The organism is Rahnella bonaserana, assembly GCF_019049675.1.
GTDB lineage: Bacteria > Pseudomonadota > Gammaproteobacteria > Enterobacterales > Enterobacteriaceae > Rahnella > Rahnella bonaserana.
In genome coordinates, this window is sequence record NZ_JAFMOW010000043.1 from 25,235 (window position 1) to 45,545 (window position 20,311).

The following is a 20,311-nucleotide window of genomic DNA, read 5'->3' on the forward strand; positions in this document are numbered from 1 at the left end:
TCGTTAAAAGATTTTGTTGTTGCTATCAGTCTGAAAATAAGGAGTTTTCACCACTGTTTATATAGGTCAGGGTCTGTCAAAAAAATCTGAACAAGTTGCCAAATTCTTTCCGCTATCCGCTTTTGAAGTCCTGTCCTATTGTTAATTCCAGCAGCACAACAACACAACGTTAAATACAAACACACAACCCAACAATGCACTCTGAGAGGAAATGAAAATGTCTAAATTCGATCTGCTGGACCCACAGAATTCCACCCTGATTTTCATCGACCATCAGCCACAAATGTCATTCGGCGTCGCCAATATCGATCGCCAGCAGCTTAAAAATAATACGGTCGCTCTGGCTAAAGCGGGCAAAGTTTTTAACGTGCCGGTGATTTACACCTCGGTCGAAACGGAAAGCTTCAGCGGCTACATCTGGCCGGAATTGCTGGCGGTTCACCCTGATGTGAAGCCGATTGAACGCACCTCGATGAATTCCTGGGAAGATGCGGCATTTGTGAAAGCGGTAGAAGCCACAGGCCGTAAAAAACTGATTATCTCTGCACTGTGGACCGAAGTGTGTCTGACGTTCCCGGCGCTGATGGCGTTGAAAGAAGGCTATGAAGTGTATGTGGTGACCGACACCTCAGGCGGCACCAGCGTTGATGCTCACGAACGTTCCATTGACCGTATGGTGCAGGCCGGCGCGGTGCCGGTAACCTGGCAGCAGGTTCTGCTCGAATACCAGCGCGACTGGTCACGGAAAGAAACTTACGACGCGGTCATGGAACTGGTGCGCGAGCACAGCGGTGCATACGGTATGGGCGTCGATTATGCCTACACCATGGTGCATAAAGCGCCACAGCGTAAAGGTTAATGCCTTAATGTATAGCCCGGTTATTCCGGGCTATAGACGGTGCTCAGTCCGTCGAAATTCTGTAAATTCTCCCGCCACCACATGGCAGCGTTGCCGGTGGCATTTTCGTTCCAGGCCATAAAGGCCTGATCGCGGCGGGTTTCTGTATCAAGACGACGTTCAATCAGCGCGCCGTTTTCAAGGTGCGGCGCGGCCAGATAACGTGGCAGATAGCCGCAACCCAGCCCGGCGATTTGTGCATGAACTTTGGCATTAAAGTCATGGACACTCAGCATTTTTTGTTCGTCCAGCACGCGCAAATCCGCACCTGTGCTGTGGCGGGATGTATCGTGAACGACCACGGCGCGATACTGGCGGATTTGCTCGCGCACCAGCGGTTCCGGCATCGAGGCGAGCGGGTGATGCGGCGCAACGGCAAACACATATTCCAGCCAGCCGATCGGGCGATATTCAATGCCGCTGCGCGTGAGCGGTTCCTGCACGGCGCCAAATACGATGTCAGCTTCGCCATAACTCAGCGCTTCCCAGCAACCGGCGAGCACGTCGTGGCGGAATAATAATTGGGTATGCTGATGCTCTGCGTAAAAGCGGTCGATCAGCGGCGCAAGCAGTGCAAAGGGCACGGAGGCATCGACGCTGATGGTCAGTTTGCTCTCCCAGCCGCTTTCAACATACTGCGCCTGTTGTTCCAGCTCGCTGACGGCGCGCAGCAGCACGCGGCCTTTATCCAGCATCAGACGGCCGGTTGGGGTGAATGTGGCACGATGACCTGAGCGATCCAGGAGTTTGATGTTGAGATCACTTTCCATTTTCTGCACGGTATAACTGAGTGCCGACGCGGTTTTAAACAGTCTGGCCGCCGCCGCCGCAAAGGTGCCGTGTCTGTCCAGCGCATCAAGTATCAGCAGCGCTTCAAGGCTTAATCGCATTATTTTTCCCACCCCAAAAATTGTTTAACAACAACTCAAAATATTTCCGTTATCAATGGCCGTGATGATTTCGTATCGTTTATGAATATAACGCAACATTCAGTTAACCAGAACATCGGTTAATCAGAAGGAATATCCGATGACTTATCCGCATCAACCTGACCACATTACTTTGGTCATCACCCACGGCGTACAGCGGGAAAAACGGGGGGAATACGAAAGCTGGCTGGAAAAACTGAAGACGGATGCGGGCAGATTTCCGGGTTATCAGAATGTGAATATCCTGCGCCCGGTGCATGGCGAAACCACTTACACCGTGCTGGTGCGCTTCGATAACATTGATAATTTGTATCAGTGGATACAATCCGATCAGCGTGAAATCCGTGAGGCAACGCTCGCCAACTTACTGAGTGGAAAGGAGTATATTGAGCTGCGTACGCAGACGTAGTCTTTCCTCGACCAAAATTTACACAATGATTAACCGGCAAAGGTTGAAGGCTGTATAAAACGCCAGTATTATTCGTCTGTTTTCTATACGACGTTTATCCGTTTAAAGCAGGTCAGCTATTTTGTGGAATCCCGAAAAAGAGCTTTTTACCGAGCTCTATCAGTACCCTGAACATCTTCGTCATACCTTAGAAAATTTACCCGGCAGCAGCGGCGTCTATATTTTTTACGGCGACGATAACGCCTTTCCGCTGTATATCGGTAAAAGCGTGAATATCCGCAGCCGCGTGATGTCGCACTTTCGCAATCCTGCTGAAGCCAAACTTCTGCATATGACCCGCGATATCGAACACATCGAAACAACAGGTGAGGTCGGAGCATTGTTGCTGGAATCTGACCTGATCAAAACCCGGCGTCCGTTGTTTAACAAGCGCCTGCGCACCGCCCGCAAGCTGTGTTCCATCCGGCTTCAGGGGTTGACGGCCAGCATTGTGTTCAGCGATGACGTGGATTTTTCCCACAGCGAAGATCTGTTTGGCCTGTTTAAAACTAAAATGTCGGCAGTCGAGAAAATCCGCGATATCGCCGATCAGGAAAAGCTGTGTTATGGCGCGCTGGGGCTGGAAAAACTCACCAAGAACCGCGCCTGTTTCCGCTTTTCACTGGGCAAATGCGCGGGCGTCTGTTGTGGTAAAGAAACGCCGGAGGCTCATCAGGAACGTCTCAGAAGTGCGCTCAGTACCCTGAAAATCCGCAGCTGGCCGTATCCTGGTCGGATCGCTATCGTCGAAGAAGCCAGGGGCCAGACGGATTATCACGTCATCAATCACTGGTTCTATCTGGGGACGGTAAAAACGCTGGAGGCCGCGAAAGCCTTTGATATCGCCGTTCCGCACTTTGACCGCGACAGTTATAAAATCCTCTGCAGGCCGCTATTCGAGACGGACAGTTCGAAAGTGATTTTGCTGGACTGACGGCAATAAAAAAGGCCTGAGATCAGAAAATCTCAGGCCTTTATTTTTCGCTAAATGGAGGATTAACGCATGGTCACAAACTCTTCCGCACCGGTCGGGTGGATGGCGACGGTGTTGTCGAAGTCTTTCTTGGTTGCGCCCATTTTCAGTGCGACCGCGAAGCCCTGCAACATTTCGTCCATGCCGTAGCCGATACCGTGAATGCCGACGATTTTCTCTTCAGCACCGACGCACACCAGTTTCATGCGGCATGGCTGGCGGTGTTGTGTGACTGCGGTGTACATCGCGGTAAATGCGGATTTGTACACTTTCACGTTTTCCTCGCCAAACTGCTCTTTCGCCTGCGGTTCGGTCAGGCCGACTGTGCCGATTGGCGGGTGACTGAAGACGACGGTAGCGATGTTGCTGTAATCCAGATGTTCGTCAGGTTTGTTGTTAAACAGACGCTCAGACAAACGACGACCCGCAGCAACGGCAACCGGAGTCAGTTCAACGGCACCGGTATTATCGCCAACAGCATAAATACCTTTAACGCTGGTATTCTGGAACTTATCGACGACGATATAACCTTTATCGTTGGTTTTCACGCCGGTCGCTTTCAGGTTGAAATTGTCGGTTTCCGGTTCGCGGCCAATCGCCCACACCAGGCTGTCGACTTCAAATTCCTGACCGTTTTCCAGTTTCAGCGTCAGACTGCCGTCTGCATTTTTCACCACTTCTTTCGGAATGGATTCTTTATGCAGAGCAGGACCTTCGGTTTCCATCACTTCGACCAGCGTCTCAACGATCAGCGGATCGAACGTACGCAGCGGCGCGTGTTTACGCACGAACAGATGAGTTTCAGCACCCAGTGCATTCATCACACCGGCGATTTCTACCGCGATGTAGCCTGCGCCAACCACCGCAACGCGTTTTGGCATTTCGGTCAGATCGAAGAAACCGTCTGAATCGATGCCATATTCTGCGCCCGGAATATCCGGATGGCTCGGACGACCGCCGGTGGCGATCAGGATGTGATCCGCAGTGATCTTCTCGCCGTTCACTTCAACGGTATGATCGTCAACAAAACGCGCAAAACCTTTGATCACGTCCACTTTATTTTTGCCCAGCACGTTGTCGTACGAGGTGTGGATACGGTCAATGTAGGCGGTACGGTTGGCAACCAGCGTTTTCCAGTTGAAGCTGTTCACGGTGGTATCAAAGCCGTAATCCGGGCCGTAGTTGCGGATAGCTTCAGCGATTTGCGCGGCGTGCCACATCACTTTTTTCGGGACACAACCCACGTTGACGCATGTGCCGCCCAGCTCTTTAGCTTCGATCAGCGCGCATTTTTTCCCATACATGGCTGCACGGTTGATTGATGCGATACCGCCGCTGCCGCCGCCAATTGCCAGATAGTCATAATGTTTGGTCATCGTTTTATCCGTAAGTTGTGAAAAATGGAGACACTGATACAGCGTCATTAATCTCAAAATTTGGTTAAGAGTTTAACGTGTTGTGGAAAAGATTGGATCAATGATTGTAATAGGTTTGATAGCTGAGACCTTTGAAAAAGGTCTCAGCGAGGGGAAAAGCTTTACTTACTCAGGCACAACCCAGTTAACCGTAGTATGACCCGTACCGGAAGGCACCAGCACTTTGAGCAGCCACGGCAGAACGTTGTTCATCTGCTGCTCGAGTTTCCATGGTGGGTTAATCACGATCATGCCGGAAGCGGTCATACCGCGCTGATCGCTGTCCGGGCGCACGCCCAGTTCGATTTGCAGAATACGGCGAATGCCGGTTGCTTCGAGATCACGCAGCATTTTTTTGATTTGCTGGCGCATCACCACCGGATACCACAGCGCATAAGTGCCGGTGGCAAAACGCTTGTAACCTTCCTGAATGCCTTTTACCACGTCCTGATAATCGGTTTTCATTTCGTACGGCGGGTCCATCAGGATCAGGCCACGGCGTGAAGGCGGTGGCAGCTGGGCTTTCAGCTGCTGATAACCGTCGGCACGCGCAACGCGGGTACGGTCATCTTTCTGGAATTCACTGCGCAGCAGCGGGAAATCGCTCGGATGCAGTTCGGTCAGATGCAGTTTGTCGTCTTCGCGCAACAGCTGACGGGCAATCAGCGGCGAACCGGGGTAATAACGCAGATTTTCATTGCGGTTGAAGTGATTGACGACAGACATATACGCCGCCAGTTCTTCAGGAATATCGTCCCGCTGCCAGATGCGCGCGATGCCTTCCAGATATTCGCCGGTGCGTTCGGCGTGTTCGCCGCTCAGCTGATAGCGCCCGGCACCCGCGTGGGTGTCGAGATAAAGGAAGGGCTTTTCTTTTTCTTTCAGAGATTCAATGATCAGGCTCTGAACGGTGTGTTTCAGTACGTCGGCATGGTTGCCTGCGTGAAAACTGTGGCGGTAACTCAACATAACTTTATTGTTCCGGAGTGGCGTATTGCCGACAGTATAAACTGTTTACACCCTTCATACTTCACGTTGCAGGGGCGATCTTACTTCCCAACCCAGCTGTTCTTGATTTTGAATTTGTCCGCACGGTTATAACTGATTGAGTAGTTGAAGGTTTTTCCGTCTTCCAGTTTAGTGATACCCGACACTTTCAGCATCGGCAGACCGCTTTCCCTCTCCAGCAGTGCAGAAAGCGTGTCGTCAAACAGCGAGGCTTCGATCACTGAGTTATAGAATTTAATTTTCCGGCCGGTTTTATTCTCGATATATTCATATAAAGACCCGTTCTGTAAAACGGACTCAGGAATAATGTCGATCACCGTACAGGGAATATAGGAGTCTTCGACCAGGACCGGAATATTGTCCACCAGCCGGACGCGGCGGATATAATGCACGTCGTCATTTTCATCAATATCCAGCTGACTGGCAATATATTCACCGGCTTTACGCGTTTTCAGGCTGATTAAGCGGCTGGAGACTTTCACGTTATCTTTAAATTCGCGCGAAAAACCGAGAATAGAATCGCTGGTGCCGTTATTGAGCAGATAAACATTGTCTTCAATCACTTTGGTGACGAACATCCCTTTGCCATGAATGCGTTCGATAAAGCCTTCCTGCTCCAGCATATGCATGGCTTTTTGCAGCGTCACGCGTGTCACTTCAAAGCGAACCGCCAGTTCCCGCTCGGAAGGGATTTTATCGCCGACACGATATTCTTTATTCAGGATCGCCTGTTTCAGGCTGTTTTTGATATCAATATAACGGGCGGCCATTAGCGTAACTTCTTCATGTCAGAGTTATTTTTGAGCAGTATAGACACATGCCCCGCGGACCGGAAGCCTTCGCCCCGGTCCGGGACGTTTCAGCGCAGCCTGATCAGCGCAGGCGCGGGCTGTTCAAAGGCACGGTGCAGAATTTCCATGGTGGTCATGACATCAGCGGCAGGCACATACGGCGGTTGTCCCCGGGATAATGTGGCATGGACGGCATCGTAAACCCGGCCATAATCGCCGTTGCCCGTCCTGACGTGTTCGGTAATGGCTTCACCGTTGTCATCAATATATTTCAGTACGCCATATTCCGTTTCCTGACCAAAGTCCGGGGCACCCGGTAATTTCCCGGCTTTCAGCCAGGTTTCCTGCTGATCGATATTCAGTTTAATAAAGGAGCCTTTTTCCCCGTGAAGAATAAATTTCGGGTAAGGCTGCATCACCAGATGGCTGCATTTAACAATGGCTTTGGTTTGGCCGTAATAAAGTTGCAGTTCAAAGGTATCGTCAGGATTGTTTTTATTTCTCACCGAACGGATATCGTAATGCACAACGTCCGGTCGTCCGAACAGGCTGACCACCTGATCGACAAGATGCACGCCCAGCCCGTAAAAAGCGCCGTGGGTATAGTCTGCCGGTGCATCGGGGGCGTCAGGACGGAAGTAATCGAAATGACTTTCGAACTCGACAACTTTACCGAGCACACCGCTGTCGATGACTTTTTTAACCGCTAAAAAACAGCTGTCGAAGCGCCGGTTTTGATAAGGCGTCACGGTCAGCCCTTTTTCGGCGGCGAGCGCAAACAGCAACTGCGCTTCTGCCAGCGTCCGGGTAAAAGGTTTTTCAACGATGACATTTTTCCCGTGCTCAAGGCACAGTTTTGCCAGGTCATAATGGGTTTGCGGCGGCGTACACAGCGTCACCAGCGTAATGCTTTCGTCGTGCAGGATATCGTTCAGATCAGAGGTGAAACGGATGCCCTGATACGCCTCCTCTTTTTCAATGTCCGGGCGGCGGGTGATATCGAAAATGGTTTTAACCTGAAACGTGTCGCGTCGCTGCAACACGTAAGGCAAGTGGTAGCGTGTCGCGCTTTTCCCGAATCCTGCAAATGCACAGTTTATCTTCATGATGTTTCCTTCCTTAGTTGCCTGCATTTATGCGCTGACCTGCGCTGACCTGCGCTGCATTAACGGAGCTTGCCGATCCTTCCAGTACCAGCTGTTTCTTTTCCATCAGCCGGAAGAAGGGATAATAAATGATTGTTGAAATAATAATCATGACCCCTGACCACAACGCTGCCGGAATATTGCCGCCGGTGGCGAAATAGCCGTTCAGCAAAGGCGGCATCGTCCAGGGAATTTGTAATACCGGGCGGCCAATAATGTTATAGGTCATCAGAAAATAAGACAGGGTGCATAGCAGCATCGGTGTGATAATTAACGGCAGCATCATCAGCGGATTAAACACCATCGGCACGCCGAAAATCACCGGCTCATTAATGCAAAACAGCGACGGTGCAAAAGACATGCGACCCAGCGATTTATAATAACGACTCTTCGACATCATCATCGCCAGCACTAACCCCATTGTCGCGCCTGAGCCACCTGTGCAAATAAAGAAGTTATAAAAACCTTCAGCGAAGATATGCGGTATCGGCTGGTGGCTGAGATAAGCCTGAGTATTTTCAACAATAAATTTAAGAAATATCGGTGCGGTAATGCCTGAGAGCACGTTGGTGCCGTGAATGCCGCAGCACCAGAGCAGCGAGATAAGGAACACCAGAATTAACATGCCCGGCAACGTGCCCAGCCCGATAACCAGCGGGCTGAGGATCAGCGTGAAGAATGCGTTGATATCAAAATGTAAGATCACCCGCACAAACCATACCAGCGCCAGACAGACAATCGCCGGGATCACGCTGACAAAAGATTGCAGCACGGCTGGCGGCACGTTATCCGGCAGCCGGATGTAGATTTTATGCCCGATGAAAAAACGAATGATATAGACGGTGAGGATCGAAAGAATAATGGCGGAGAATAACCCCGCAGCGCCGAGATTATCGACGTTAAGCGTGTAATCATCATTTAACTGCGCCATCAGGAAAACGGCGACAGTAATGGCGCAGCAGGTCAGTCCGTCGAGCTTATAATGTTTCGCCAGATTATAACTGATGCCCATCGCCGAAATTAAACCGATGATCCCGAAGGTGACCAGAACCGGTACATTCAGCGCTTTGCCAAACTGACCTAAATACTCTGTCCATCCGGGGATCGGCAGATTAGCAATAATTAAAAAGATACTGCCGGAAATAATAAACGGCAGCGTCAGCGTAATGCCGTTGCGCACCGCAACCAGAATAACGTTATCACCGACTTTCACCAGACAGGGCACCAGTCGTGATTCTATGAATTTCATCATGATGTGATATGCCCGTTCTTTATTGTGGATATTGCGGCAGGAAAGGCCGGTTTACGACGAGGTATTCGTTGAGAATTTTTTCGGCAATATCCACTGACGGCATCAGCGGATGCACCGAAAGCGCCATTAACGCCGTGGAATAATCGCCGGTGACGGCGGCTTCGATGGTGAGTTCTTCAAAGGCTTTAACGCTCTGGATCAGGCCACGGATTTTCACCGGTAAACGGCCATAAGCCAGCGGATGCGCGCCCCGGCGGTCAATCACCGCGTTAGTCTCCACCACACTGTTTTCATCGAGATCGGGCGTTGCTCCGCGATTGAGTGTATTAACGACGTGGATCTCCTGCCGGTTGTTATAAATCGCGCTGATGATCGAACAGGCGGTATCTGAGTAATACGCGCCGCCCCGGCTTTCCAGTTCTTTCGGTTTGCTCTCAAGCTGAGGATTCTTATAGAGTTCAAAAAGCTGGCGTTCGATTTCACGCGTTTGTTCTCCGCGTGTGCCGTACGTCTGGCTGTCTTTTACGCTGTGCGCCACCATTTCACGGCGCAGATAGAAATACTTCAGGTAGGAAAGGGGATACAGGCCAAGCGCGCGGATAAAGGCCGGTGGCAATCCGCTATCGGGAATATTTTTCAGCTGATTCTGGCCGTTGCCCTGCGCCAGTTTCTCAATAAATTCTGCGGTGACGTCGTGGCCTTTGACGGCGATCTGATCGGCAAATATCAGGTGATTCAGCCCCATCACCCGGGCATACACGTCTTCACGACGAACGTCGTACACCTTCGCGATATCCATCATCATGCTGTTCGCGCCGCTGCAAATGCCCAGCGTTTTGATGCGCGAATATTTTTCGATAGCCTCAGTGACAATTCCCGCCGGATTGGTGAAATTGATCAGCCACGCATCCGGGCACAATCTTTCCATATCGCGGCACAAATCTAACAGCACGGGGATGGTGCGCTGCGCCTTCATAAAGCCACCTGCGCCGGTGGTTTCCTGGCCGAGAACGCCGTATTTCAGCGGGATCGCCTCATCGTGAATACGGGCTTCCTGCTGGCCGACGCGCAGCTGAGTCGTGACGAAGTCCGCGTTACGCAGCGCAGCTTCGCGGTCGGTGGTCAGATGCACGGTCATCGGGATCCCGGCTTTTTTTACCATCCGTTGTGCCAGCGCACCGACGATTTTCAGCTTTTCCTCACCGGCTGCAATATCCACCAGCCAGAACTGCGAAACCGGCAATTCGTCGTAGCGACGGATAAACCCGTCGATCAGTTCCGGTGTGTAACCTGAGCCGCCGCCCAGAGTGACAATTTTGAGTGTTTTCATGCCCCGCTGACTCCCTGTTTGTAGAAAAAGCGTACTGGCATATGCCAGATAGCAGGAAGCTAACAGAAATAACCTTGTTGTAAACAGGGTTTAGCGGCAGGGGACAGGCAAAGATGAAAATTGCGAGGCAGGTCTTACTGCAATCTGATAACTCGAACGGGAGTGATTGATAACATGAATATCTGTGGCTGCCGGGCGAAATCGCCGCCACCCATTGATTTCCCCATAACTTGACCGCATGTTAGAAGTTACGTCATCTTTAAGACGACCCGAATTCACGGCGTGGTGCGCCACAGGCGCATCAGCCCCAAACGCTATTACGAAGGACTGGCCCTATGACTGAACAGCAAAACGCGACGAATCCGCTCTTAAAACCGTTCTCCCTGCCACCTTTCTCTGCGATCAAGCCTGAACATATTGTCCCTGCGATGAAATCCGCTATCGAAGAAAGCCGGCAGACGATTGAACGCGTCGTCGCGCAGGGTGCGCCTTATACCTGGGAAAATCTGTGTCAGCCGCTGGCTGAAAGTGACGATCGCCTGAGCCGTATCTGGTCACCGATCGGGCATCTCAATGCAGTAAAAAACAGCCCGGAACTGCGTGAGGCTTACGAGCAATGCCTGCCAATTCTGTCTGAATTTAGCACCTGGACCGGGCAGCATGCCGGTTTATATCAGGCGTATCGCGATTTAAAAGACAGTGAACATTTCAGCACGCTGTCCGTGGCTCAGAAAAAAGCCATTGATAACGCGTTGCGTGATTTCGAGTTATCCGGCATTGGTTTGCCGATGGACAAACAAAAGCGCTATGGCGAAATTTCCGCGCGTCTGTCTGAGCTGGGTTCGACCTACAGCAACAACGTGCTCGATGCCACCATGGGCTGGAGTAAGCTCATCACTGATGAGAATGACCTCAAAGGTCTGCCGGAAAGCGCACTGGCCGCAGCGAAAGCACTGGCCGAATCGAAAGAGCAGGAAGGCTGGTTGTTAACGCTGGATATCCCGAGCTATCTGCCGGTGATCACCTACTGCGAAAACCGTGAACTGCGCGAAGAAATGTACCGCGCGTTTGCGACCCGTGCGTCCGATCAGGGCCCGAATGCCGGTAAGTGGGACAACAGCGAAGTGATGGCTGAAGAGCTGGCGCTGCGTCACGAACTGGCTCAGCTGTTAGGTTTTGATTCCTTCGCCGATATGTCGCTCGCCACCAAAATGGCCGAAAGCCCGAAACAGGTGATCGACTTCCTGAGCGGTCTGGCAAAACGTGCGCGTCCGCAGGGCGAGCAGGAACTGGCGCAGCTGCGTGCCTTCGCCAAAGAACATTTCGGCGTGGATGAAATGGAAGCCTGGGATTTGCCGTTCTACGGCGAAAAACAGAAACAGCATCTTTTCTCCATCAACGATGAGCAGTTACGCCCGTATTTCCCTGAACAGCGCGCGCTGGAAGGGCTGTTCGAAGTGGTGAAACGTATTTACGGCATCACTGCCAAAGAACGTAAAGACGTGGAAACCTGGCACAAAGACGTGCGTTTCTTCGACCTGTTTGATGAAACCGGTGATCTGCGCGGCAGCTTCTATCTCGACCTGTATGCCCGCGAGCACAAACGGGGTGGCGCATGGATGAATGACTGCGTCGGCAGCATGCGTAAAGCCGACGGCGAACTGCAAAAACCGGTGGCGTATCTGACCTGTAACTTCAACGGTCCGGTGGGCAACAAACCGGCGCTGTTCACGCATAACGAAGTCACCACGCTGTTCCATGAGTTCGGTCACGGCCTGCATCATATGCTGACCCGCATCGACACGCCGGGAGTGGCGGGTATTGCTGGTGTGCCGTGGGATGCCGTCGAACTGCCGAGTCAGTTTATGGAAAACTGGTGCTGGGAGCCGGACGCACTGGCGTTTATCTCCGGTCATTTCGAAACCGGCGAGCCGTTGCCGAAAGAAATGCTGGATAAAATGCTGGCGGCGAAGAACTATCAGGCGGCGCTGTTTATCCTGCGTCAGCTGGAGTTCGGGCTGTTCGATTTCCGTATGCATGCGGAATATGATCCGGCCAAAGGCGCGCAAATTCTGCAAACGCTGGCAGAAATCAAGAAACAGGTCGCCGTGGTGCCGTCACCGTCATGGGGACGCTTCCCGCACGCCTTCAGTCATATCTTTGCAGGCGGTTATGCGGCGGGTTACTACAGCTATCTGTGGGCGGAAGTGCTGTCTGCCGATGCCTATTCCCGCTTCGAAGAAGAAGGGATTTTCAACCGCGAAACCGGTCAGTCGTTCCTGGATAATATTCTGTCGCGTGGCGGTTCTGAAGAGCCGATGGAGCTGTTCAAACGCTTCCGCGGGCGTGAGCCGCAGCTGGATGCTATGCTGCGCCACTACGGAATCAAAGGATAACCTCTGCCTGTGAGTGTGTGTTTACTGTGTGAAGAAGGCGCCGATGAAGGCGCCTTATCTGTTCTGGCGCAGCGCTGGGATCTGACATCTGATCCGGATGCCATTATGGCGCTGGTGCTGACGCCTGAACGTCTGGAATTACGCAAACGCGACGAGCCCAAACTCGGCGCGATTTATGTCGATTTCGTCGGCGGCACGATGGCGCACCGTCGCAAATTCGGCGGCGGACGTGGCGAAGCGGTAGCGAAAGCCGTCGGTATCAAAGGCAGCTATCTGCCGGATGTGGTCGATGCAACCGCAGGACTGGGACGCGATGCGTTTGTGCTGGCCTCTCTGGGCTGCAAGGTGCGGATGCTGGAGCGCAATCCGGTGGTCGCGGCACTGCTTGATGACGGGCTGGCGCGCGGTTATCGTGATGCGGAAATCGGTCCGTGGCTGCGCGAACGTATGACGCTGCTGCACGCTTCAAGTCTGACGGCGCTTGCAGAGCTTTCGCCGAAGCCGGAAGTGGTGTATCTCGACCCGATGTATCCGCACAAACAGAAAAGTGCGCTGGTGAAGAAAGAGATGCGGGTGTTTCAGGGACTGGTTGGCCCGGATGAAGATGCCGACGGCCTGCTGGAACCGGCGCGCCGCTTAGCGACAAAACGCATTGTGGTGAAACGCCCGGACTACGCCCCGCCAATGGCTGATATCGCCGCACAGGCCGCGGTGGTCACCAAAAGCCACCGGTTTGATATCTATACGCCGTTGTAGAAAGCCGCCGTTGTTGTCACGCTTCCCTAAATAATCATAAAAAAATGCCCGCCGGTTTTCGCCTGCGGGCATTTTTATGTCAGCGTTAACGTAACACTGCGTCTTACGCTTCTTCTTCCTCATCGCGCAAAGGCACGATCAGCATGTCGATATGTACGGTGTTGATCAGCTGGCGCGCGGAGGACATCAGTTTGCTCCAGAAATCCTGGTGATGGCCGCACAGCACTAAGTCCACGCCGTATTTGTTAATCGCATCGACCAGCACCTGCGCTAAATCACCGCTGCCGCTCAGGGTTTCTGAAATCGGATAACCGGCGTTTTGCGACAGTTCGTTCAGCGCGTGGTGCGTCTCTTCGGAAATGCGTTTCTGCATGTCACCCAGATTGACGTCGATAAGACCGGTATACAGGTCAGAATAATTCACATCAACGTGGATCAGGGACACCTTGGCGTTATACGGACGCGCCATGGAAACCGCTTTCTCGACTAAAACTTTGCTCTCAGGTGAGAGGTCAACAGCAATCAATATGTGTTTGTAAGCCATAAGAAAACTCCTTCCATAAGTCGGTTAATAGCAATATCAGCATCATGCAAATGTCATGACTTCAGTATAGCGCCAAAATGGTCAGAGAAATCAAGCATACAGATCCCATTTCGAAATCCGGGCATCTATAGATACAAATAATATGAACAGTTCGGGATTCGTTTCCTACACTCAATAATGCAGGCTTCTCCTGTTTTGGCAATCTTCTGTGGTACGAAAAGAGGGCGGGCATAGTTTGCCCGGGGGTGTGAAATTGCGGAAAGGCAGGGCGAAACGTCGGGTATGCGCCGCTATTTTACCGGTGCATTGCGCGGTGTCAGTTCGCCTTGAGGGGGAATCATGATCAGTCCCGTTGCGCTGTTTTGGGCTTTATGTTTTGTGTGTGTGGTGAATATGCTGCGCTATTACTCTTCTTTGCGCGCATTGCTGGTGGTACTGCGGGGGTGCGATCCTTTGCTGTATCAGTATGTCGATGGCGGGGGATTTTTCACGTCGCACGGTCAGCCCAGCAAGCAGATAAGACTGGTGCGTTATATTTATGCTCAGCGCTATGTTGAACATCACGATCCTGAGTTTATCCGCCGTTGTGAACGTGTCCGCGGTCAGTTTGTTCTCACAACTGCCCTGGTCGGACTGATCTTGATCAGCATGATAGCGATGCTTATCTGGTATTAGAAACTGAAAAACGTGAGGGAGGATGTGTGAGAAAGGAAACAAAAAAGGCGACCGCTGCTGAGCAGGGTCGCCTTTTTAATGCCGTTCAGAAAGTGATCAGATCAGCTTCAGAGCAAGCCAGTACAGCACGCCGGAAAGAACAATCGACACCGGCAGGGTTAAGATCCACGCCATTGCAATGTTCTTCACAGTCTTCGACTGCACACCGCCGCCATCCACAATCATGGTCCCTGCAACCGCAGAAGACAGCACGTGCGTGGTGGAAACCGGCATACCTGTGTAGCTGGCAACGCCGATAGAAACGGCCGCGGTCAGCTGTGCAGACAAGCCTTGTGCGTACGTCATGCCTTTCTTACCAATCTTCTCACCGATGGTTGTCGCCACGCGTTTCCAGCCAATCATGGTACCCAGTGCCAGCGCCAGAGCGACGGCAATGATGATCCAGATTGGTGCGTATTCAACGGTTTGCAGAATGTCTGTTTTCAGCTCGCCGAGGAAACGTTTATCCGCAGGAGAGGTTTCCGGCAGCTTGGCCACTTTATCGGCAGTATCAGAAACACACATCAGCAGGCGACGCATATGGCTGCGTTCTTCCGGTGCCAGGTCGCTGTAAGACTGAAGATTAGTCAGCAGTGTTTGCGCGCGACCAATAGCGTCAAGTGCGTGGCTGCTGTCGCAGTGGAACACTTCAGGCTCGTCGGTCGGTGCGATATTGACGTCCGGTGCAGGCACGATTGGTGTCTGTGCAACCACGTGCGGCACGGCATCAACATGTTGCTGATAATACTGGCCGAGGTGGGTAACGGCGTCGCGGGTACGGGTAATGTCGTAACCGGTCGCGTTCATATTCACCACAAAACCCGCTGGCGCCACACCAATCAGCACCAGCATGATCAGGCCGATACCCTTCTGCCCATCGTTAGCGCCGTGAGAGAAACTCACGCCGATAGCCGAGAGAATCAGACCGGTACGTGTCCAGAATGGCGGCTTTTTCTTGCCGTCTTTCTTCTCACGTTCCGCCGGTGTCAGGTGGATACGGGCATGTTTCTTATTGCCACTCCAGTAACGGCGCAGCAGGAAAATCATGGTACCGGCGATAATCATCCCGACCAGCGGGGAGATAATCAGCGAAGCAAAAATACCAATCATTTTAGGGATGTTTAACGCATCGACCACGGAAGTGTGAGTCATTAATGCATTGGTCAGCCCTACGCCAATGATGGCGCCGATAAGGGTGTGGGAGCTGGACGCCGGCAAACCAAAATACCAGGTGCCGAGGTTCCAGATGATCGCCGCCAGTAACATAGAGAACACCATGGCAAGACCATGTGCCGAACCTACATTGAGCAGAAGATCGGTTGGGAGTAAATGGACGATGGCATAGGCCACGCTCAAACCACCCAGCAGAACGCCAAAGAAGTTAAATACCCCTGCCATCACGACCGCTAATTGCGAACGCATTGCCCGGGTATAGATGACGGTTGCTACTGCGTTGGCCGTATCATGGAAGCCATTAATCGCTTCATAGAACAGAACAAACAGTAACGCGAGAATCAATAACGAACCGGTATGAATATCCAACCCGGCAAATAGATGCAGCATAATTGTTACGCCAGTTAGTGGTCATGAACGCCGCGCATTATCTGCGAGAACAGGGTGAGGGGAAAAGGAAAATATGACATTTTTTTGACTAAAAACAGTTCAATAATCGCGTCTGTTTCAATTAAATTTTTATTTATCAAAATCTTATTCCTCCTTTGATGTCTGAAACATTTACTTACGACGTTCAGAAAGCAAGCTGTCTGACTGGTTTAAGACGCGTCTGTCCCTTACAATTCGCGCCACTCAGGGGGCGGAACGCCCGCTCAGAAGGGGAAACCCTATCTAAAACGTAGTCGAATATTCATAAAGAGAGGCCAAAAGTGGAACAGGTTGATGTGGTCGTCATTGGTGCAGGTGCTGCAGGCATGTTCTGTGCGGCACAGGCCGGACAGGGTGGCTGCCGGGTTCTGCTGCTGGATAATGGCAAAAAAACCGGACGTAAAATTTTGATGTCGGGAGGCGGACGCTGCAACTTCACGAACCTTTACGCCGAGCCGGCGGCTTATCTTTCTGAAAATCCGCATTTCTGTAAATCCGCACTGGCGCGTTACTCCCAGTGGGATTTCATCGATATGGTCAACCGTTACAACATCGCCTGGCATGAGAAAACTCTCGGCCAGCTTTTTTGTGATGATTCCGCGCAGCAGATAGTGGCAATGCTCGATAAAGAGTGCGAAGCGGGGAACGTTGGTGTGCGTCTGAGAAGTGAAATCACCGACGTTCAGAAAACGGAAGAAGGCTTTATTATCAACGTGAATGGCTCAACTGTGAGTACTCACTCACTTGTCGTGGCCAGCGGCGGACTTTCCATGCCGGGACTTGGCGCTTCGCCGTTTGGTTACCGTCTGGCGGAGCAGTTTGGCCTTAAAGTGTTGCCAACCCGCGCCGGTCTGGTGCCGTTTACCCTGCACAAGCCGCTGCTTGAACATTTACAGACGCTTTCCGGCGTCTCTGTGCCTGCGGTGCTGACCGCCGAAGACGGGACGGTGTTCCGGGAAAGCATTCTGTTTACCCACCGTGGTCTTTCGGGGCCGGCTGTTTTACAGCTTTCAAGCTACTGGCAGCCTGGCGAGTTTGTAAGTGTTAACTTACTTCCTGATGTCGATCTGGCGGCGTTTCTCAATACACAGCGGAACGAGCACCCGAACCAGAGCCTGAAAAATACGCTGGCAATGCAACTGCCGAAGCGTCTGGTCGAATGTTTGCAAACTCTGGGACAACTGCCGGATGTGACGCTCAGGCAGCTGAACGTGCCGCAACAGGCCGCACTGGTTGAGCAACTGCAAAACTGGCAGGTGCAGCCGAATGGCACCGAAGGTTATCGCACGGCAGAAGTCACACTCGGCGGTGTCGATACCAAAGAGTTGTCGTCTAAAACGATGGCGGCAGCGAAAGTTCCCGGTTTGTATTTCATCGGTGAAGTGGTGGATGTTACCGGCTGGCTCGGCGGCTACAATTTCCAGTGGGCCTGGAGTTCCGCCTGGGCGTGTGCGCAGGATTTGGTGGCGCGGTCGTTCGCAGTGAATCAGTCCTAAATGGATATCTGAGCAGCGGGAGAGTTTTCCAACTGCTCATCATTTTTCGTCTAAAAGTATTTGTTAACGCCAAAATCAATTTTCATTTTTAATGATACTAAATGAGTCAGTTTGTTGGGGATGACGATTTCTATCCCTCCTTCATCATCGTGTGGCCCCTGGTAACAAAATCCCAACTCCCCTAATGCATCCATTAACGGTTTGTTTTGTTTCCTGACGGCGTCCTTAAGGTGGTCCGGGAGAGCCTCTGTTACCATTTCTGCTTTTGCCATGCCTGGGATCTGTGAGTTAGCCAGCTCCGGACCTGTACATATAATAATGTCCAGATCCTGCAATAAGGTGACAGCATGTCTGTACGGATGCTGGTAATCATCTTTATATCCATCCGCGACATCCTCTGTAGTACCGATATAAAAACCGGCCCAGGGTTTAGTCACGTCAATTGGTGTACGCCAAGTGCATTTATAATCGAAGTTTTGATAGTTAGATACTTTAAAACCGATGTGGCCTTTTTTGAGAATGCTTCTTTCAATTGTAATCATATGATTCTTATAATAAATTAATGGAAGATTGAATTCACCTTATCGAAAGTGGAACCTGATTTTAACAAGGAATCTGCCATATAATATCAAAGCTGCATATCAGTAATACCGGAAATAAAATTACATTTTTATTAAGAAAATTTAATTATCAGCTCTTAACCGATATTAGTAATATACATTTTACGTGTGGCGATCCATTTCTTTGAGTTGTTCGCAGAATAATGCCTCATCATTTATTCTCTAATTCTTCAGCAACTGGATAATCCATTCCAGTCTCTCGTCATTTTTCGCCTTACTGTGAATGTAAGCATAAATATCCAACGTATCTTCTTCCATCCAGGGTATTTCTACACTGCGCACGCCCAGGTGCACAGGAATGTGCTTTAGCAGGCATGCCGGAAAGAACATGACGGCATCACTTTTCTCAATGCAGTAAAGCATATTAATCAGTGAATTAGATCGATAGCGGATATTCCTCTGATGAGACAAGCCGTAAAGCTTCTCAGGAAGGTAGGCGCTGGTTTCGGCCGAGCTGAGAACGATATGTTCCTCTGCCATCCACTGGTCATCGCTCAATTGATTTTTTATCCTCGGATGTTCTTTCCGGCACAAACCCACGATCCGTGACTGGGCAATTTTTGTTGAAATGAACGAATGGTTATGTCTGATGGCTGAGCCAATATCGATGTCGACTTCTCTTGATACCAGCGCGGTGATGCGCTGATCTTCCAGCATGATACGGTTATTGAAGGTAAAATTTAACTCCAGAGGAAATTTCCTGTTTTTTAATAACTTATCGACCAGATAGTATTCAATCATCGTATTTGTTCTGATAATAACATTAGGAATTTCAGGAGGGTCATCAACACTCACCATGACAGAGTGTGATATTTCTTCGTCGATATGTTTAAAGGAGGGATAAAGCTGGTTAGCAAGCGGTGTGGCTTTTAGTCCCTTTATTGATTTGATAAATAAGGGATCATTGTAATAATCCCGAAGTTTATTTAATGCATAGGTCAGCGTGGGCGATGATATTCCTAATGCTTGCGCGGATTTACTCATGCTTTTGGTTTCATACACCAGCACCAGCGTTTTTATAAGATTATAGTCAAATTTATTGTTCATTTTTCATCCATTCTTATTTTGATCAAGTAGTTAGATTAGGTGATATAAAAAATTCAAAGCACGACTTCGAAAAACTTCTATTGTGTCTGTTTTAAGGAGAATGCCTAATAACCCCCGTTACCTAGCTGATGAAAAGAAGGTGTAATGAAAGTCCTGACTGATAAACCGACATTTGAAAAATGGTTCGTAGAAGATTATTTGAATATTAACCATAACCCGTTGAATCCTTCGATTCTTACTGATGAAGAACTGGGCGTTGCCATTTCTGAATCTGCTCCAGAGTCATTCCCTTGTCTGGTTTTTGTGGAGGCTCAGGATATTTTTTCTGGTGGGAATCAGTTGCGGTATGTCTATAAGGACCAGGTAAGGCTAATGCAAGAATTACTGGAAGGGAAAGGATTTACTCATTAAAAGTGGGATAAAATTATTACAAAAGGATAACCAAAATATCCAAAGCGTATAAAAACATTCTAATTATTGATGTGGTGAATGTATTTGAATGCAAAGGGCACTTTATTGTGCCCTTTGCATTCTTTTTGATCAGTGAGGCCGCACCACAGAATCAACCAGGCACGACCTGCCTTCAGTGGAACGTCAGAGCAGGCCATCAGCCTGTACCTGAACAAATTCAGTAAACTGCTACAGCCCGATCACTGCCTGGATGAGGTAAGAAATTTGTTATTTTGTGCTAAAAATCAAACCTACTTGGGGTTTGATTTTTTTCGCTCAAGAAACTAGAAAATTCCTAGCTGAGAACCATAAAAATTACGATTTGTTTAGCCATCATTGAGTTCTGGTGATTATTTGCCATTGTTTTTATCTCACAAATCGCGTTCAAAACCATGTCAATAAGACGATGAAAATAGTTGAAAGCAAATATAAACAGGTAATGTAACTGTTTATTATTCCTGTCTGGTCTTTCATGCTATTAAAGTGTTAAAAGTCGG

General features: G+C 50.4%; 19 protein-coding genes. 8 read left to right on the forward strand and 11 right to left on the reverse strand.

Going from position 1 to position 20,311, the window contains the following annotated elements; genetic code table 11:
* Positions 1–217: 217 nt before the first annotated feature.
* Complete coding sequence (locus tag J1778_RS00890) at positions 218–859, forward strand: hydrolase (RefSeq protein ID WP_217171584.1); 642 nt, start codon at positions 218–220, stop codon at positions 857–859.
* Positions 860–879: 20 nt separating this feature from the next.
* On the opposite strand, the gene J1778_RS00895 is transcribed toward J1778_RS00890, so the two are convergent.
* Positions 880–1,788: a LysR family transcriptional regulator gene (locus J1778_RS00895; protein WP_217171585.1), complete on the reverse strand. Its 909-nt coding sequence runs from the start codon at positions 1,786–1,788 to the stop codon at positions 880–882.
* 139 nt (positions 1,789–1,927) lie between these two features.
* Here J1778_RS00895 and J1778_RS00900 point away from each other — a divergent pair, with 139 nt between their 5' ends.
* Together J1778_RS00900 and cho are read left to right on the forward strand one after the other, a co-directional pair.
* A complete protein-coding gene (locus J1778_RS00900) occupies positions 1,928–2,236 on the forward strand; it encodes an antibiotic biosynthesis monooxygenase (RefSeq protein ID WP_217171586.1) in 309 nt (102 codons plus the stop codon).
* 121 nt (positions 2,237–2,357) lie between these two features.
* Positions 2,358–3,209, forward strand: a complete 852-nt coding sequence (gene cho, locus J1778_RS00905) for an excinuclease Cho (RefSeq protein WP_217171587.1) — start codon at positions 2,358–2,360, stop codon at positions 3,207–3,209.
* 62 nt (positions 3,210–3,271) lie between these two features.
* Here cho and gorA read toward each other — a convergent pair whose 3' ends face one another.
* The 6 genes from gorA to J1778_RS00935 all read right to left on the reverse strand — a co-directional run bounded on the left by gorA (position 3,272) and on the right by J1778_RS00935 (position 10,189).
* Positions 3,272–4,624, reverse strand: a complete 1,353-nt coding sequence (gene gorA / locus J1778_RS00910; protein WP_217171588.1) for a glutathione-disulfide reductase — start codon at positions 4,622–4,624, stop codon at positions 3,272–3,274.
* A 165-nt stretch (positions 4,625–4,789) separates the two neighbouring features.
* Entirely contained in the window at positions 4,790–5,632 is an 843-nt protein-coding gene (locus J1778_RS00915) for a 23S rRNA (adenine(2030)-N(6))-methyltransferase RlmJ (protein WP_013573521.1), read from the reverse strand.
* 80 nt (positions 5,633–5,712) lie between these two features.
* Positions 5,713–6,441: a GntR family transcriptional regulator gene (locus J1778_RS00920; protein WP_217171589.1), complete on the reverse strand. Its 729-nt coding sequence runs from the start codon at positions 6,439–6,441 to the stop codon at positions 5,713–5,715.
* An 89-nt stretch (positions 6,442–6,530) separates the two neighbouring features.
* The gene (locus J1778_RS00925) at positions 6,531–7,568 is read right to left on the reverse strand and encodes an oxidoreductase (RefSeq protein ID WP_217171590.1); all 1,038 of its coding nucleotides are present in this window, start codon (positions 7,566–7,568) and stop codon (positions 6,531–6,533) included.
* 13 nt (positions 7,569–7,581) lie between these two features.
* A complete protein-coding gene (locus J1778_RS00930; RefSeq protein WP_217171591.1) occupies positions 7,582–8,859 on the reverse strand; it encodes a PTS sugar transporter subunit IIC in 1,278 nt (425 codons plus the stop codon).
* A 19-nt stretch (positions 8,860–8,878) separates the two neighbouring features.
* A complete protein-coding gene (locus tag J1778_RS00935) occupies positions 8,879–10,189 on the reverse strand; it encodes a 6-phospho-beta-glucosidase (RefSeq protein WP_217171592.1) in 1,311 nt (436 codons plus the stop codon).
* A gap of 335 nt (positions 10,190–10,524) precedes the next feature.
* Between J1778_RS00935 and prlC the strand changes: the two genes are divergently transcribed.
* Positions 10,525–12,585 carry an oligopeptidase A gene (gene prlC / locus J1778_RS00940; RefSeq protein WP_217171593.1) on the forward strand — a complete coding sequence of 687 codons (2,061 nt, stop codon included), beginning with the start codon at positions 10,525–10,527 and terminating at the stop codon, positions 12,583–12,585.
* Positions 12,586–12,594: 9 nt separating this feature from the next.
* On the forward strand, positions 12,595–13,341 hold the full coding sequence (gene rsmJ / locus J1778_RS00945) for a 16S rRNA (guanine(1516)-N(2))-methyltransferase RsmJ (protein WP_217171594.1): 747 nt from the start codon (positions 12,595–12,597) through the stop codon (positions 13,339–13,341).
* Between the two features lie 103 nt (positions 13,342–13,444).
* On the opposite strand, the gene uspA is transcribed toward rsmJ, so the two are convergent.
* Entirely contained in the window at positions 13,445–13,885 is a 441-nt protein-coding gene (gene uspA, locus J1778_RS00950; RefSeq protein ID WP_014333460.1) for a universal stress protein UspA, read from the reverse strand.
* Between the two features lie 339 nt (positions 13,886–14,224).
* On the opposite strand from uspA, the gene uspB reads away from it, so the two are divergent.
* Complete coding sequence (gene uspB / locus J1778_RS00955) at positions 14,225–14,560, forward strand: universal stress protein UspB (protein WP_217171595.1); 336 nt, start codon at positions 14,225–14,227, stop codon at positions 14,558–14,560.
* A 96-nt stretch (positions 14,561–14,656) separates the two neighbouring features.
* Here uspB and pitA read toward each other — a convergent pair whose 3' ends face one another.
* Positions 14,657–16,162 (reverse strand): inorganic phosphate transporter PitA, encoded by a 1,506-nt coding sequence (gene pitA / locus J1778_RS00960; RefSeq protein ID WP_217171596.1) that lies wholly within the window; start codon positions 16,160–16,162, stop codon positions 14,657–14,659.
* 320 nt (positions 16,163–16,482) lie between these two features.
* On the opposite strand from pitA, the gene J1778_RS00965 reads away from it, so the two are divergent.
* Positions 16,483–17,697, forward strand: a complete 1,215-nt coding sequence (locus J1778_RS00965; RefSeq protein WP_217171597.1) for a BaiN/RdsA family NAD(P)/FAD-dependent oxidoreductase — start codon at positions 16,483–16,485, stop codon at positions 17,695–17,697.
* Between the two features lie 50 nt (positions 17,698–17,747).
* Here the strand turns inward: J1778_RS00965 and J1778_RS00970 are convergent, their stop codons facing one another.
* On the reverse strand, positions 17,748–18,239 hold the full coding sequence (locus J1778_RS00970) for a hypothetical protein (RefSeq protein ID WP_217171598.1): 492 nt from the start codon (positions 18,237–18,239) through the stop codon (positions 17,748–17,750).
* Between the two features lie 240 nt (positions 18,240–18,479).
* On the reverse strand, positions 18,480–19,364 hold the full coding sequence (locus J1778_RS00975; RefSeq protein ID WP_217171599.1) for a LysR family transcriptional regulator: 885 nt from the start codon (positions 19,362–19,364) through the stop codon (positions 18,480–18,482).
* 144 nt (positions 19,365–19,508) lie between these two features.
* Between J1778_RS00975 and J1778_RS00980 the strand changes: the two genes are divergently transcribed.
* A complete protein-coding gene (locus J1778_RS00980) occupies positions 19,509–19,775 on the forward strand; it encodes a hypothetical protein (RefSeq protein ID WP_217171600.1) in 267 nt (88 codons plus the stop codon).
* The last annotated feature ends 536 nt before the right edge of the window (positions 19,776–20,311 follow it).

What these genes read in the sequence shown, in the direction of transcription:
- J1778_RS00970 (WP_217171598.1), bottom strand. Translation starts at nt 18,239, where the DNA reads ATGATTACAATTGAAAGAAGCATTCTCAAAAAAGGCCACATCGGTTTT.
- J1778_RS00915 (WP_013573521.1), bottom strand. Translation starts at nt 5,632, where the DNA reads ATGTTGAGTTACCGCCACAGTTTTCACGCAGGCAACCATGCCGACGTA.
- prlC (WP_217171593.1), top strand. Translation starts at nt 10,525, where the DNA reads ATGACTGAACAGCAAAACGCGACGAATCCGCTCTTAAAACCGTTCTCC.
- J1778_RS00975 (WP_217171599.1), bottom strand. Translation starts at nt 19,364, where the DNA reads ATGAACAATAAATTTGACTATAATCTTATAAAAACGCTGGTGCTGGTG.
- pitA (WP_217171596.1), bottom strand. Translation starts at nt 16,162, where the DNA reads ATGCTGCATCTATTTGCCGGGTTGGATATTCATACCGGTTCGTTATTG.
- J1778_RS00900 (WP_217171586.1), top strand. Translation starts at nt 1,928, where the DNA reads ATGACTTATCCGCATCAACCTGACCACATTACTTTGGTCATCACCCAC.
- uspA (WP_014333460.1), bottom strand. Translation starts at nt 13,885, where the DNA reads ATGGCTTACAAACACATATTGATTGCTGTTGACCTCTCACCTGAGAGC.
- J1778_RS00890 (WP_217171584.1), top strand. Translation starts at nt 218, where the DNA reads ATGTCTAAATTCGATCTGCTGGACCCACAGAATTCCACCCTGATTTTC.
- J1778_RS00930 (WP_217171591.1), bottom strand. Translation starts at nt 8,859, where the DNA reads ATGATGAAATTCATAGAATCACGACTGGTGCCCTGTCTGGTGAAAGTC.
- J1778_RS00925 (WP_217171590.1), bottom strand. Translation starts at nt 7,568, where the DNA reads ATGAAGATAAACTGTGCATTTGCAGGATTCGGGAAAAGCGCGACACGC.
- J1778_RS00920 (WP_217171589.1), bottom strand. Translation starts at nt 6,441, where the DNA reads ATGGCCGCCCGTTATATTGATATCAAAAACAGCCTGAAACAGGCGATC.
- J1778_RS00980 (WP_217171600.1), top strand. Translation starts at nt 19,509, where the DNA reads ATGAAAGTCCTGACTGATAAACCGACATTTGAAAAATGGTTCGTAGAA.
- J1778_RS00895 (WP_217171585.1), bottom strand. Translation starts at nt 1,788, where the DNA reads ATGCGATTAAGCCTTGAAGCGCTGCTGATACTTGATGCGCTGGACAGA.
- uspB (WP_217171595.1), top strand. Translation starts at nt 14,225, where the DNA reads ATGATCAGTCCCGTTGCGCTGTTTTGGGCTTTATGTTTTGTGTGTGTG.
- gorA (WP_217171588.1), bottom strand. Translation starts at nt 4,624, where the DNA reads ATGACCAAACATTATGACTATCTGGCAATTGGCGGCGGCAGCGGCGGT.
- J1778_RS00935 (WP_217171592.1), bottom strand. Translation starts at nt 10,189, where the DNA reads ATGAAAACACTCAAAATTGTCACTCTGGGCGGCGGCTCAGGTTACACA.